At 68.1% G+C, this 14,088-nt stretch carries 12 protein-coding genes; 3 read left to right on the top strand and 9 right to left on the bottom strand.

Annotated elements, in window-relative coordinates:
• Positions 1–4: 4 nt before the first annotated feature.
• The 4 genes from HQ306_RS02040 to HQ306_RS02025 are packed head-to-tail and all read right to left on the bottom strand — an operon-like array spanning position 5 to position 3,463.
• Entirely contained in the window at positions 5–685 is a 681-nt protein-coding gene (locus HQ306_RS02040; RefSeq protein ID WP_027503841.1) for an ABC transporter permease, read from the bottom strand.
• Positions 682–1,359 carry an ABC transporter permease gene (locus HQ306_RS02035; protein WP_027503840.1) on the bottom strand — a complete coding sequence of 226 codons (678 nt, stop codon included), beginning with the start codon at positions 1,357–1,359 and terminating at the stop codon, positions 682–684. The genes HQ306_RS02040 and HQ306_RS02035 overlap by 4 nt, the downstream gene beginning before the upstream one ends.
• Positions 1,359–2,495, bottom strand: coding sequence for an ABC transporter ATP-binding protein (locus HQ306_RS02030; RefSeq protein WP_027503839.1), 1,137 nt, complete (start codon positions 2,493–2,495; stop codon positions 1,359–1,361). The genes HQ306_RS02035 and HQ306_RS02030 overlap by 1 nt, the downstream gene beginning before the upstream one ends.
• Positions 2,492–3,463: an ABC transporter substrate-binding protein gene (locus HQ306_RS02025; protein ID WP_027503838.1), complete on the bottom strand. Its 972-nt coding sequence runs from the start codon at positions 3,461–3,463 to the stop codon at positions 2,492–2,494. The genes HQ306_RS02030 and HQ306_RS02025 overlap by 4 nt, the downstream gene beginning before the upstream one ends.
• 80 nt (positions 3,464–3,543) lie before the next feature.
• Here HQ306_RS02025 and HQ306_RS02020 point away from each other — a divergent pair, with 80 nt between their 5' ends.
• Positions 3,544–4,383 (top strand): glycine betaine ABC transporter substrate-binding protein, encoded by an 840-nt coding sequence (locus HQ306_RS02020; protein WP_222627371.1) that lies wholly within the window; start codon positions 3,544–3,546, stop codon positions 4,381–4,383.
• Here HQ306_RS02020 and HQ306_RS02015 read toward each other — a convergent pair.
• From HQ306_RS02015 to HQ306_RS02005, 3 genes are read right to left on the bottom strand one after another with little or no spacing between them, the layout of a single operon-like run.
• Complete coding sequence (locus HQ306_RS02015; protein WP_222627369.1) at positions 4,363–5,274, bottom strand: alpha/beta hydrolase; 912 nt, start codon at positions 5,272–5,274, stop codon at positions 4,363–4,365. The genes HQ306_RS02020 and HQ306_RS02015 overlap by 21 nt on opposite strands.
• Before the next feature lie 21 nt (positions 5,275–5,295).
• Entirely contained in the window at positions 5,296–6,135 is an 840-nt protein-coding gene (locus HQ306_RS02010; protein WP_222627367.1) for an SDR family oxidoreductase, read from the bottom strand.
• Positions 6,132–7,715 (bottom strand): NAD(P)/FAD-dependent oxidoreductase, encoded by a 1,584-nt coding sequence (locus HQ306_RS02005; protein WP_027503834.1) that lies wholly within the window; start codon positions 7,713–7,715, stop codon positions 6,132–6,134. The genes HQ306_RS02010 and HQ306_RS02005 overlap by 4 nt, the downstream gene beginning before the upstream one ends.
• 69 nt (positions 7,716–7,784) lie before the next feature.
• Here HQ306_RS02005 and HQ306_RS02000 point away from each other — a divergent pair, with 69 nt between their 5' ends.
• Together HQ306_RS02000 and HQ306_RS01995 are read left to right on the top strand one after the other, a co-directional pair.
• Positions 7,785–8,411 carry a TetR/AcrR family transcriptional regulator gene (locus HQ306_RS02000; RefSeq protein ID WP_027503833.1) on the top strand — a complete coding sequence of 209 codons (627 nt, stop codon included), beginning with the start codon at positions 7,785–7,787 and terminating at the stop codon, positions 8,409–8,411.
• A gap of 103 nt (positions 8,412–8,514) precedes the next feature.
• Positions 8,515–9,546, top strand: coding sequence for a beta-ketoacyl-ACP synthase III (locus tag HQ306_RS01995; protein ID WP_027503832.1), 1,032 nt, complete (start codon positions 8,515–8,517; stop codon positions 9,544–9,546).
• A gap of 5 nt (positions 9,547–9,551) precedes the next feature.
• Here the strand turns inward: HQ306_RS01995 and HQ306_RS01990 are convergent, their stop codons facing one another.
• Together HQ306_RS01990 and HQ306_RS01985 are read right to left on the bottom strand one after the other, a co-directional pair.
• Positions 9,552–10,262 (bottom strand): AAA family ATPase, encoded by a 711-nt coding sequence (locus HQ306_RS01990; protein ID WP_307806153.1) that lies wholly within the window; start codon positions 10,260–10,262, stop codon positions 9,552–9,554.
• Positions 10,263–10,272: 10 nt separating this feature from the next.
• A complete protein-coding gene (locus tag HQ306_RS01985) occupies positions 10,273–14,067 on the bottom strand; it encodes a multifunctional oxoglutarate decarboxylase/oxoglutarate dehydrogenase thiamine pyrophosphate-binding subunit/dihydrolipoyllysine-residue succinyltransferase subunit (RefSeq protein WP_222627365.1) in 3,795 nt (1,264 codons plus the stop codon).
• Positions 14,068–14,088: the final 21 nt, after the last annotated feature.

The raw sequence follows: 14,088 nt of genomic DNA, 5'->3' as shown, positions 1-14,088 counted from the left end.
GGTCTCAGAGACGGGGCGCGCGGCGCAGCCGCCCCGTCCCGGGCGCCGAGACCCACACGGCGAGGGCCAGCAGGCCGTCCGCCACGAGAGCCAGCACGGCCACCAGGATCGCGCCGACCACCACTCGGTCGTAGCTGTAGAGCGCCAGACCGTCGAAGATGTACCGCCCGAAGCCGCCCAGGTTGACGAAGGCGGCGACGGTGGCGGTGGCGATGACCTGCAGGGTGGCGTTGCGGATGCCCCCGAGCAGCAGCGGCAGCGCGTTGGGAATCTCCACCCGCAGCAGCACCTGGCGTTCGGTCATGCCCATCGCCCGTGCCGCGTCCACGACGGTGGCGTCGACATTGGCCACACCCGCATACGTCCCGGCGAGGATCGGCGGAATGCCCAGGAGCACGAGGGCGATCAGTGGTGGCACCAGGCCCAGCCCGAGCAGCAGGACGAGGAACGTCAGCACGCCGAGCGTCGGCAGCGAGCGCAGACTGTTCACCAGGCCGACCAGGGCCACCTCGCCGCGGCGCAGGTGCCCGATCAGCAGTCCCAGCGGAACCGCCACGACGACGGAGAACAGCACGGCGAGAAAGCTGTACCAGACGTGCTCGGTGAGACGCGTCGCGATGCCGGTGCCGCCGGACCAGTTGGCGCCGTCGAGGATGTAGCCGATCGCGTCGGAGAAGATGCTCATGCGCGGGCCCCCGTCACTCGTCGCCGGCGCGTCGAGGGCACACCGGCGCGGGTCCACGGCGTCAACGCACGCCCGAGCAGGAACAGCAGCGCGTCGAAGACCAGGGCCAACACGACGATCGCGATGATGCCCGCCAGGATCTGGTCGGGGTAGTCGCGCTGGTAGCCCTGGGTGAAGAGCTGCCCCAGACCACCGATGCCGATGACCGACCCGACCGACACCATCGAGATGTTGGTGACCGCGACGACGCGGACGTTCGCGACGAGCACGGGAAGTGCCAGCGGCAGTTCGACGGTCGCGGCGCGGCGGAACCGTCCGAAGCCGACCGCGGTGGCCGCGTCGACGACGGCGGGGGACACCGAGTCGAGTGCCTCGGGCACTGCGCGGACGAGCAGCGCCGTGGAGTACACCGTGAGCGCGATGACCACGTTCAACGGATCGAGGACACGCAGTCCCGCGATGAGCGGGATGGTGACGAACAGTGCGAGCGAGGGGATCGTGAACGCGACGCTCGCCACCACCAGGGTCAGGCGCCGCAGCCAGCCCACCGTGCGCACGGCCGCGCCCACGGGCACCGCGACGACCAGTCCGACGAGCAGCGGCACCAGCGACAGGTACAGGTGGGTCCGCGTCAGCTCGAGGACGATGTCGATGTTGTCGATCAGCCAGCGCATCAGGGCTTCTCGAAGTACTGGCGGCCGCGCTCGCGGTCCTCGGCTCGACGCTGGTCCGCCAGCAACGCCACCACCTCGGTGGCGTCGATACCGCCGAGGACGGCGCCGTTCGCGTCGACCGCCACGCCGACGCCGGACGGCGACGAGATGGCCGCGTCCAGCGCCTGTCGCAGATCGCCCGACGGCGGGTACAGCGAACCGCCCGCGGAGGTGCTGTCCGCGATGCTGGCGCCGGACTTGAGCGCCTCGAGGCCGGTGACGTCCATCCAGCCTCGCGGACGGCCCTCGGCGGAGACGACGAGAAGCCACTGGCCCTGGTCGAGACGGATCGACGCCGCGTCCTGTTCCGACGCCGTCGTGATGGGATGCAGGGACACCCCGTCACCGTGGCGGAACGACAGTCCACGGTAGCCGCGGTCCCGACCGACGAAGGACGCGACGAAGTCGGTCGCGGGAGCCGACAGCACCACGTCCGGGGTGTCGTACTGCTGCAACGTTCCGCCGGTGCCGAACACGGCGATGCGATCGCCGAGTTTGATGGCCTCGTCGATGTCGTGCGTGACGAAGACGATGGTCTTCTTCAGATCGGCCTGCAGCCTGAGCATCTCGGTCTGCAGGTCTTCGCGCACCACCGGATCGACGGCGCTGAACGGCTCGTCCATCAGCAGGATCGGAGGATCTGCCGCCAGGGCACGCGCGACCCCGACGCGCTGCTGCTGGCCGCCCGACAGCTGAGCGGGGTACCGGGTGGCCAGCGACAGATCGAGGCCGACGCGCTCGAGGACCTCCATCGCGTCGCGACGGGCCTCCTTGCGTGAACGACCCGTCAGCACCGGAACGGTGGCGACGTTGTCGACGACGGTGCGGTGAGGCAGCAGGCCGGCGCTCTGGATGACGTAACCGATGCCCAGCCGAAGCTTGACGGCGTCGACGGTTGAGATGTCTCGACCATCGACGCTGATCGTGCCCGACGTGGGCTCGATCATCCGGTTGATCATCCGCATCGAGGTCGTCTTGCCGCAGCCCGACGGGCCGACGAAGACGGTGAACGACCGGTCCTCGATCCGGAGATCGAGAGAGTCGACCGCGAGCGTTCCGTCCGGGTACTGCTTGGTGACTCCCTCGAACGAGATCACGAGACCGGCTTGTCCAGACCCTGCTCGACGACCCAGGCGTTCGCGGCGGCGGCGGGCTCGGTCTTCGCGTCGCCCGACACCTCCTGGTTCAGCGCCAGCAACTCGACCGTCGTGAGCTTGGCCGACACGGCGTCCAGGACGGCGGTGAGCTTGTCCGACTTCTTCGACGAGTTGTAGACCGGGACCACGTTCTGCGCCGGGAAGTTGTTGTCCGGGTCGCCCAGTGCCACGAAGTCGTTCTCGACGATCGCGGGCGTGGTGGTGAACAGGTTCGCCGCGGTGATGTCCCCCGCAGCGAGGGCGGCCACGGTGGCCGGGCCGCCGCCGTCGGAGATCGGGACGAAGTTGGCGGCCGGGATGTCGACGCCGTACTTGTCGCGCAGGCCGGGCAGGCCGACGGGACGCTCGGCGAACTCGGGCGGCCCACCGAACTTGACCTCACCCGCGTACGGCGCGAGATCGGCGATGTTGGTCAGGTTCCAGCGCGTCGCGGTGTCCCGCGTGACGACGACGGCGTCCTTGTCCTCGCCGGGGGCCGGCGTGGATGCCAGGAGATCGTCGCTCAGTGCCGCCGTGAGGGCGGTGTTCACCTCGTCGGGCGCCGTGGCCGTGGCCTCGGGGTCCAAGTACAGCAACAGGTTTCCGGTGTAGTCCGGGATGAGGTCGATGGAGCCGTCGCGCACGGCCGGGATGTAGGCCTCACGGCTGCCGATGGACAGGCGTGTGCTGGCGTCGAAGCCGTTGGCCTTCAACGCGTCGGCGTAGATGTTGGCGATGATCTCGGACTCGGTGAAGTTCGCGGAACCGACGACGATGGTGTTCGGATCGCCTCCGCTACCACCCTCACCGCCGCTGCTCAGTGGATCGGAGTCGCCGCCGCAGGCGGACAGGGTGAGTGCTGCAGCGGCCACCAGAGCGGTGGCGGCGACGCGCACGGAACGTGAGGTGGTGCGACGTGTCGTGTTCACTGTTCGAGTGTAACGATAGGCCCCGACACCGGCCCGCTTTCGGCGCCGGAACGCCGGTACCGGGTTCGAGAGGATGGTCGATGCAGGTCTGCAGGTCGGCCGTCGCGGCGCTGCTCGCGGCCTCGGTGGTGGCCGGGTGTTCGAGTACCGGCGGCCCCGAGGGGACGACGCGCTCGCAGCCGCTGGTGGTCGCCGACACCGGAACTCCGGTGCAGACGGTGCTGGCGCACCTGTACGCCGACGCGCTGTCACGCGGGGGAGCGGCCGCTCGGGTGGACACGGTCGACGGTCTCCCCGGCGCGCTCGCCGGCCTCGACGACGCCTCGGTCGCGCTCGTCCCCGGCTTCACCGGATCGTTTCTGGCGCAACTGGATCCGTCGTCCGCCGCGCGGGCGCCGGAGGACGTCTACGCCGATCTGGCGCGTGCACTGCCGGAGTGGCTGGCGGTCACCGACCAGGGTCTCGCCGAGAACGGGCCGACGGTGTCCGTCACCGCGGCCGCGGGATCGGCTCTCCCCGAAGCCACTCTGTCGGCTCTGTCTCCGCAGTGTTCCCGCCTGTCCGCCGCCGTCGACCCGGCCGTCGATGCGTCCGCGGTGACACGGGCCCTCGCCGAGAGTTACGACTGTGCGTTCGCTCCTAACGGCCCCACCGAGGTGACGATCGTCCGGGCCACGGACCGGGTCGCCGTGGTCGATGCGACCGACGTGGTGCTCGCCGACGATCGAGACGGCCTCACCGCCGACGTCCTCGTCCCCCTCGTCCGCAAGGGCTCCGTGGACGAGACACTGGACCGTCCGCTGCAGATCATCGCCGGCGAACTCACCACTGCGGATCTCGCGGAGATGGTCGACCGTGTCCGCGGCGGCGAGGATCCGGGCGCGGTCGCCGCGAGTTGGCTAGGGACGCAGTCGTTCTGAGTGGGCGGTCGCGTCGCGGACGAAGGCGCCGATCTCCCGGACCGCTGTCGCCGCCTCGGCCAGCAGGGTGGCCTGCAGGTGGGCGACGTGCCACAGATCCGTGAGTTCGGTGCACCGCACGGAGACACCGGCCTCGGTCAATGCGTCGACGAAGCGAAGGATCTGGGGCCGCAGGATCTCGTCGGCGGAGTATTGGATCAACGTCGAGGGGAAGCCGGTCAACGTGCCACGCACGGGGGCGTAGCGCGGATCGGTCGGGTCGCCGTCGCCCAGATACTGCCGCGCCGAGTTCCGCAACCAGCGAGCGTCGAGCAGGAAGTCGCGCGGCGCCGGGAAGTCCTGGTCCGCCGGATCGGCCCACGGGGAGATCATCGCGACGCAGGACGGTGGTGTGCCACGGTCGACGAGCGCCTGTGTCGTCGCCGCGGCCAGACCGCCGCCGGCCGAATCACCGACCACGGCAATGTGATCGGCCGCGACACCGTCGGCGACCAGCCCCTCGAACACGGCCAGTGCGTCCTCGAGCGCGGCCGGGCAGGGATGCTCCGGAGCCAGACGGTAGTGCGCCGCCACCACGACGGCGCCAGTGTCGCGGGCGAGCGACGACGTGACGACGCGGTGCGTCAGCGGCGACCCCAGCGTGTACGCACCGCCGTGCAGATACAACACGGCGGTGCGGCGGACGGTGGCACCGACGGTGACCCGTTCGACCGGGACACCGCCCACGGTCTCGCTGCGGATCACCGTGCCCTCCGGCAGCGGTAGGGACCGGGCCGCTACCTCGAGCAGTGTGCGCTGCACCGGAACCGGGAGGCGCGGGTTCAGAATCACCCGGAACACGGGCTTCAGAACCCGCGACACCACAGGCAACGGCAGAGTCATCGGTCGCATCGCCCGAACCTACCGTCAGCCCTACCGCTGGGTGGTCGTCCGCGGCAGGACGCGCGAGGACAGCCTGACGATGATGTCCTGGTACCGCGATCCCGTGATGCGGGCGAGGGCGTCGAGCGCGCGGGCGTCGTTGCCGATGAGCACGCGGGCCTTGTTCTTCTCCACTCCGCGCAGGATCACCAGGGCGGCCTGCTCCGGGGTGGTCTTCGCGAGGCGACGGTCGAAGAACTCGGCCACCGACTTCTGGTCCTGGCCCTCGGCGACGGTCGCGTTGCGGGCGATCGCCGTCTTGATGCCGCCCGGGTGGACACACGTGACGTGCACCGGGTGGCGGGCGATCAGCATCTCCTGGCGCAACGCCTCGGTGAAGCCGCGCACGGCGAACTTGGCTGCGTTGTACGCGGACTGGGACGGGATCGACAGGAGGCCGAACAGGCTGGACACGTTGACCACGTGACCGTCTCCCGACTCGACGAGATGCGGGAGGAATGCCTTCGTACCGTTGACGACGCCCCAGAAGTCGACGTCGATCACGCGCTCGAGATCCTTGAACTCGGTCTTCTCGACGTCGCCGTGGAAAGCGATGCCGGCGTTGTTGTAGATCTGGTTCACCACACCGAAGTGCCGACGCACGATCTCCGCGTAGTCGAGCACGCTGCCGCGTTCGCTGACGTCGAGGTGGTCGCTGCGGACCTCTCCGCCGCGCTGCTCCACGGCCGCCACGGTGGCGGCCAGGCCGACCGAGTCGACGTCGGACAGCGCGAGTCGTGCTCCGCGCGAAGCCAGTTCGAGAGCCAGCGCACGGCCGATCCCCGATCCGGCTCCGGTCACCACGGCCACTCGTCCACGGAACTCGCTCATCGGGAGATCGCCTTCTCGTCGTCGTTGTCGGTCGTCGCAGGGGTGGGGGTGCCGTCGACGGCGCTCACAGGCCTCGTGACGTCGCCGGCCGCGAGGGCGTCGTATGCCTCGAGGTCGAAGTTGCGGGTGATGCGGCGGAACTCGAAGGTGAAGTCCGGCCACAGCGTCGTGTTGTTGCCGTGCTTGTCGAGGTACCAGCTCGCGCACCCGCCGTTGAGCCACACCGTCTTGTTCAGCTTGGTCTGCAGGTCGGCGTTGAACTCGTCCTGCACCTCGCGGCGCACCTCGACGACACCGAGATCGTGCTTGTCGATCGTGTTGAGCGCGTCGATCACGTAGTTCAGCTGCGACTCGATCATGAACACCATCGAGGTGTGCCCCAAGCCCGTGTTGGGTCCGACCAGGAAGAACAGGTTGGGGAAGCCCGCGACCGTGGCGCCCTTGTATCCCTGCTGTCCGCGCTCGTCGAAGACCTCGGCGAGCGAGCGGCCGTCCTTGCCGAAGATGCCCTGGAAGGTGGGGGAGTCGGTCACGTGGAATCCGGTGGCGACCACCAGGGCGTCGATCTCACGCTCGGTTCCGTCGGCCGTCACGATGGAGTGCGCCCGCACCTCACGGATACCGTCGGTCACCAGGTCGACGTTCGGTCGATCCAGTGCCGGGTAGTAGTTGTTGGAGATCAGCATGCGCTTGCAGCCGATGCGGAAGTTCGGCGTCACCTTGCGGCGCAGCTCGGTGTCGCGGATGCCCTTCGCGATCTGTCGGCGCGCGATGAACTCGAACGCCTTCATGAGCTTGGGGACGCGGGTGAGGCCGACGACCTGGGTCTCACGTGCGGCGTAGATGCCGGTGCGTGAGAGACGCTGGTAGCCGGGGAGGTACTTGAACGCCAGCTTCTCGATGCGGGTGTACTCGCGGTCGAAGCGCGGGAGGACCCACGGGGCGGTGCGCTGGTAGACGTCGAGATGGGCGACCGTCGGCGCGATGGCCGGGACGATCTGGATCGCGGAGGCGCCGGTACCGATGACGGCGACGCGCTTGCCCTCGAGGCTCGCGTCGTGGTTCCAGCGGGCCGAGTGGAAGATCTCGCCCTGGAAATCGGTGATGCCGGCGATGTCCGGGAGGTTCGGCTCGCACAGGGCGCCGACGGCGGACACGACCTTCTTGGCCGTGAAGTTCCCCCGGGTGGTCACGATGTCCCACTGCGAGGTGGCGGTGTTCCAGCGGGCCGACTCGACGTGGCAGTCGAAGACGTGGCGGTCGTACACGCGGTACTGCCGCGCGACGCTCTCGATGTACTTCTGAATCTCCGGCTGACGGGAGAACGAGCGGGTCCAGTCCGGATTCAGCGCGAACGAGTACGAGTAGAGGTGCGAGGGCACGTCGCAGGCGGCACCGGGGTAGGTGTTGTCGCGCCACGTGCCACCGACGTCGCTGCCGCGCTCGAGGACCAGGAAATCGGTGCTTCCCTGCTGGCTCAGCTTGATCGCGGCGCCCAGTCCTGCGAAACCGCTGCCGATGATGATGGTGTCGACGTAGCGTGCAGCGACAGCGTCGGTATCTGTAACTGGAAGACTCATGAACCCAGACTAGGTCCTTATTGAGCGCAGGTCAACAGTTACTGACGAACGTTCAGTAGTATGGAGCGCATGGACAGCGTGAAGCGAACGCGGCTCAGTCCGGAACAGCGGCGGGCCCAGCTCATCGACCTGGGGGTCGAGATGCTCTCGGAGCGCACGCTGGACGCCATCTCGGTCGAGGACATCGCCGACCAGGCGGGCGTGTCGCGTGGGCTGCTCTTCCACTATTTCTCGTCCAAGCACGACTTCCACGTCGCGATCGTCGAGCACACCAGCCGACAGATGCTCGACGCCACCGAGCCGCCCGTCGGGCTCGACCCGTTGACGACGCTCGCCGTGGCACTCGCGTCCTACGTCGACTACGTCACCGAGCACCGCTCCAGCTACGTCTCGCTGCTGCGCGGCACCGCGAGCGGGGATCCCGACATGCGGGCCGTCTTCGAGCGCACCCGCGACGTCATGGTCGAACGGACGGTGTCGCAGCTCCCGCTGCTCGGTGTCGAGCGCACCCCGCGGATCGCGCTGGCCATCCGCGGCTGGGTGGCGTTCTGCGAGGAGGTCACCATCACCTGGCTGAACCAGGAGGACCTCAGCCGGGACGAGCTGATCGAACTGCTGGTGCACGCGCTGCCTGCCGTGGCGCTGCCGACGGCGGACACGACCGAGTTGTCGTGGGCGAGTGCCGACGCGGGATGACACCTCGAGCGACACCCCCTTCGATCGACGGGTCCGCACCAGTAACGTGAGGGCGTACACCGGCGCACGAGCGGCGGTCGGCAGCACGAGAGGACGGCCTTCGATGGGCGCGCAGATCAGTATCCCGACCGAGACGCGACACTCGGGAATCCTGGGTATCGGGGCTTACCGGCCCGAGCGTGTCGTCACCAACGAGGAGATCTGCAAGACCATCGACTCGAGCGACGAGTGGATCCGTACCCGTACGGGCATCGAGTCCCGCCGTTTCGCCGGGGAGAACGAGAACGTGGTCTCCATGTCGATCGAGGCCGGACGCCGCGCCCTCGAGAACTCCGGCGTGGATGCCGCCGAGATCGGCTGCGTCATCATCGCGACGTCCACTCACCTGCTGCTCACACCGCCCGCCGCGTCGATCATCGCGGACGCACTCGGCACCGGTGGCCCCGGCGCCTTCGACCTCGGCGCGGGCTGCGCGGGCTTCTGCTACGGCCTCGCACTCGCCTCGGACATGGTCCGCGCGGGCACGTCGGACAAGGTGTTGGTCATCGGCACCGAGCACCTGAGCGTCACGACGCGACCCGACGATCGCGGCACGCGCATGATCTTCGGCGACGGTGCCGGCGCCATGGTCGTCGGCCGCACCGAGGAGCCCGGCATCGGACCGGTCGTCTGGGGTTCGGACGGCTCGCAGGCCGACGCCATCAAGCAGGACAAGGACTGGTTGCAGTACTTCGCGGACCTGAAGGAGGATCCGAACGCCGATCGTCCGTGGATCGCGATGACCGGTATCGCGGTCTTCCGCTGGGCGGCGTTCGAGATGGCCAAGGTGGCACGCGAGGCCCTCGACAAGGCGGGCGTCAAGGCCTCCGAGCTGGACGTCTTCGTGCCGCACCAGGCGAACTCCCGCATCACCGATCTGCTGGCGAAGAGCCTCGAGCTCGCCGAGGACATCCCGGTGGCACACGACATCGCCGAGGCCGGCAACACCTCGGCCGCCTCGATCCCGCTCGCGGTGGAGGAGGTGCTGCGCACCGGCAAGGCGAAGAAGGGCGACACCGCCCTGCTGCTCGGTTTCGGTGCCGGCCTGTCGTTCGCCGGCCAGGTCGTCACGTTGCCGGAGGCCCCGACCGCCTAGGCGTGTCAGAGGTGGCGCAGGAACCGGTCGGGGGCGTCGAAGAACGCCGACCAGTCCCGGACGACCTGCGCCTCCTCCCACGTCGTGGACGACAGACCGTCCTCGCCGAGTTCGAGCAGGCGTGCACCCGGCATGGCGGCGAGCACCGGCGAGTGCGTCGCCATCACGATCTGTGAGCCCTCCTCGACCAGTTCCTTCATCACCGAGATCAACGCCAGACACGACTGGAACGACAAGGCCGCCTCGGGCTCGTCCATCAACCAGAGTCCGACTGCGACAGGGCGATCCGCGACATAGCGCAGAAACGACTGTCCGTGGGACAGCGCGTTGTAGACGACGTCGGTGTCGCGGACTCGCCGTGCGTCCGCGGACTCGAACAATCCGTGCATCGTCTCGGCGCGCAGGAAACACCCGCCCTGCGGCCGCGGTCGGGCACCGTGGCACGTCAGGTGCTTGTGCAGGTCGGTGTCCTGCGCCCCGCCGCCGGGTGACCACATCGCGTCGGCCGCACCGAGACCGAAGGCCCAGCACGCGGCCAGCGCCTCCATCAGCGTCGACTTCCCGGTTCCGTTCTCCCCGACGATCACGGTCACGGGACTGTCGAAGTCGAGCCCGGTGCGCACGATCTCGGCGACCACGGGTACCTGCAGATACCACGAAGCCGGGTCGAATCCCCTCCGTGGAGTGAACTCGACCCGGCTCAGTGGCAGCGTCACAGGTGAACGATCACCCGTTGAAGGCCGTGTCGATGATCTCGGCCTGCTCGACCGCGTGGACCTTGCTCGAACCCGACGACGGTGCGGACATCGGACGCCGCGAGACGCGCTTGATGCCGGACAGACGCTCGGGCAGCAGCTCCGGGAACGCGAGACCGAACGTCGGCCACGCACCCTGGTTGGCCGGCTCCTCCTGGACCCACCGGTACTCGGTGGCATTGGGGTAGCCGTCCAGCGCCTCCGCGATGCGGCGGCTCGGAATCGGGTAAAGCTGCTCGACCCGCACGATGGCGACGTCGTCCCGCTTGTTCTTCTGCTTGAAGGCGAGCAGCTCGTAGTACAGCTTGCCGCTGACCATGAGCACCCGCTCGACCTTCTTGCGGTCACCGTCGCCCGAGTCGTAGGTGGGCTCGTCGAAGACGGAGTGGAACTTGCCGTCGGTGAAGTCCTCGATGTTGCTGACCGCAGCCTTGTTGCGCAGCATCGACTTCGGGGTGAACACGACCAGGGGCCGCTGGATGCCGTCACGTGCGTGACGACGCAGCAGGTGGAAGTAGTTCGCCGGCGTGGACGGCACCGCGACCGTCATCGATCCCTCGGCGCACAGCTGCAGGAACCGCTCGATGCGTCCCGAGGTGTGGTCGGGGCCCTGGCCCTCGTGGCCGTGCGGCAGCAGCAGCACGACGTCGGAGAGCTGACCCCACTTGGCCTCACCGGACGAGATGAACTCGTCGATGATGGACTGGGCACCGTTGACGAAGTCGCCGAACTGCGCCTCCCACAGCACCAGCGCGTCCGGGTTGCCCACGGAGTAGCCGTACTCGAAGCCGACCGCCGCGTACTCGCTCAGCGCGGAGTCGTAGACCAGGAACTTGCCCGGATCGTCGCTGCCGAGGTTGTGCAGCGGCGTGTACTCCTCACCGGTCTTGCGATCGATGATGACCGAGTGCCGCTGCGTGAACGTGCCGCGACGGGTGTCCTGGCCGGACATGCGCACGAGCTTGCCCTCGTCGATCAGCGTGCCGAGTGCGAGCAGCTCGCCGAACGCCCAGTCGACCTTGCCCTCGTAAGCCATCTCGCGACGCTTGTCGAGGACGGGCTGCACGCGCGGGTGCACGGTGAAACCGTCCGGGACGTTGACGAACGCGTCGCCGATGCGGTGCAGAACCGACTTGTCCACCGCGGTGGTGAGCTTGGCGGGCAGCTGCTGGTCGAGCTCGACGGACTCGCTCGGCTCCGGGGTGTACTTCTCGAGTTCGCGCACCTCGTTGAAGACGCGTTCGAGCTGGCCCTGGTAGTCGCGGAGTGCGTCCTCGGCCTCCTTGAGGCTGATGTCGCCACGACCGATGAGCGACTCGGTGTAGCTCTTGCGGACGCTGCGCTTGGTGTCGATCACGTCGTACATCGCCGGCTGCGTCATCGAGGGATCGTCACCCTCGTTGTGGCCGCGACGGCGGTAGCAGATCATGTCGATGACGACGTCCTTGTGGAACTTCTGACGGAAGTCGACCGCCAGTCGAGCCACCCAGGCGCACGCCTCCGGGTCGTCGCCGTTCACGTGGAAGATCGGTGCGCCGATCATCTTCGCGACGTCGGTGCAGTACTCGCTGGAGCGCGAGTGCTCCGGCGCCGTCGTGAAGCCGACCTGGTTGTTGACGACGATGTGCACGGTGCCGCCGGTGCGGTACCCGCGCAGCAGCGCGAGGTTCAGCGTCTCCGCCACCACGCCCTGGCCCGCAAAGGCCGCGTCGCCGTGCAGCATGAGCGGCAGGACGGAGAAGCCGTCGGACGAGTCGCCCTTGTTCAGCATGTCCTGCTTGGCGCGGACCAGGCCCTCGAGGACCGGGTCGACCGCCTCGAGGTGCGAGGGGTTGGCCGTGAGCGACACCTTGATGTCGTTCTCGCCGAACATCTGGATGTAGTTGCCCTCGGCACCGAGGTGGTACTTCACGTCGCCCGACCCGTGTGCGGCGGCCGGGTTCATGTTGCCCTCGAACTCGGTGAAGATCTTCGAGTACGGCTTGCCGACGATGTTGGCGAGCACGTTCAGGCGTCCACGGTGCGGCATGCCGATGACGACCTCGTCGAGGGCGTGCTCGGCGGACTGGTCGATGACCGAGTCCATCATCGGGATGACGGACTCCGCGCCCTCGAGCGAGAAGCGCTTCTGTCCGACGTACTTCGTCTGCAGGAACGTCTCGAACGCCTCGGCCGCGTTGAGCTTGCTCAGAATGTACTTCTGCTGAGCGACCGTCGGCTTGACGTGCTTGGCCTCGACGCGCTCCTGGAGCCACGCCACCTGGTCGGTCTCGAGGATGTGCGTGTACTCGATGGCGGCGTGCCGGCAGTAGGAGTCGCGCAGCACGCTGAGCACGTCGCGCAGCTTCATCTTGTCCTGGCCGTGGAAGCCGCCGACCTGGAACTCGCGGTCGAGGTCCCACAACGTCAGGTCGTGGCTGATCACGTCGAGGTCCGGGTGCATCCGGAACTTGTCCTTGGTGAACATCAACGGATCCGTGTCGGCCATGAGGTGGCCACGGTTCCGGTAGGCCGCGATGAGCTCGAGGACGCGCGTGTTCTTGTCGACGCCGCCGGTGGGCAGGTCACGACGCCAGCGGATCGGCTCGTACGGGATGGCCAGACCGTGAAAGATCTGGTCGTAGAACTCGTCGCTGATCAGCAGGTTGTGGATCGTGCGAAGGAAGTCGCCCGACTCCGCACCCTGGATGAGGCGGTGGTCGTACGTCGAGGTGAGCGTCATCAGCTTGCCGACGCCCATCTCGGCGATGCGCTCCTCGCTGGAGCCCTGGAACTCTGCGGGGTACTCCATGGCGCCGGCGCCGATGATGGTGCCCTGGCCGTTCATCAGACGTGGAACCGAGTGCACGGTGCCGATGGTGCCCGGGTTGGTCAGCGAGATCGTGACGCCGCTGAAGTCGGCGGCGGTGAGCTTGCCGTCGCGCGCACGACGGACGATGTCCTCGTAGGCAGTGTGGAACTGGTTGAACGTGAACTCCTCGCACCCCTTGATCGCGGCGACGACGAGTGACCGCGAACCGTCCTTGCCCGGCAGGTCGATGGCGAGGCCGAGGTTGGTGTGCGCGGGGGTGACCGCGTTGGGCTTGCCGTCGATCTCGGCGAAGTGCCGGTTCATGTTGGGGAACGACTTGACCGCCTGCACGATGGCGTAGCCGAGCAGGTGAGTGAACGAGATCTTGCCACCGCGGGTGCGCGCGAGGTGGTTGTTGATCACGAGACGGTTGTCGATCATCAGCTTCGCGGGGATGGCGCGCACGCTGGTGGCCGTCGGGATCTGCAACGAGGCGGCCATGTTCTTGGCGACCGCGGCCGAGGCGCCGCGGAGCACCTTGGTCGTGTCCTCCTTCGGCGCGTCCGACTCCGGCTGTGCGGGCGGCACGGCCGCGGACTTCTTCTCGGCCGGACCGGCGGCGGCGGTCGACTTCGCGGGGGCAGCTGTGGTCACGGGCTTGGTCTCCGCCTTCGGTGCCGGCTTGTCGGTCTTCGCGGCGGCCGGCTTGTCGGCCTTCGGCGCGGCAGGCTTCTCCGCCTTCGGCGCAGCAGGCTTCTCCGCCTTCGGCGCAGCTGCCTTCGCGGAAGCGGGTGCGGCTGTGGTGGTCTCGGTGTCGGTGGCGGGATCGCCGCTACCGTTCTGCTCGGGCGTGTAGTCGGCGAGGAACTCGTGCCAGCTCTCGTCGACCGACGACGGATCGGTCTTGAAACGCTGGTACATTTCGTCGACCAACCACTGATTCTGTCCGAACTGTGTTGTAGAGCTGCTGCTCACGGCAGGTGTTCGCCTCGTTTC

This window comes from Rhodococcus sp. BP-160 (assembly GCF_019836205.1).
Classification (GTDB): domain Bacteria; phylum Actinomycetota; class Actinomycetes; order Mycobacteriales; family Mycobacteriaceae; genus Rhodococcoides.
This window is presented reverse-complemented; position numbering and strand designations above follow the sequence as displayed.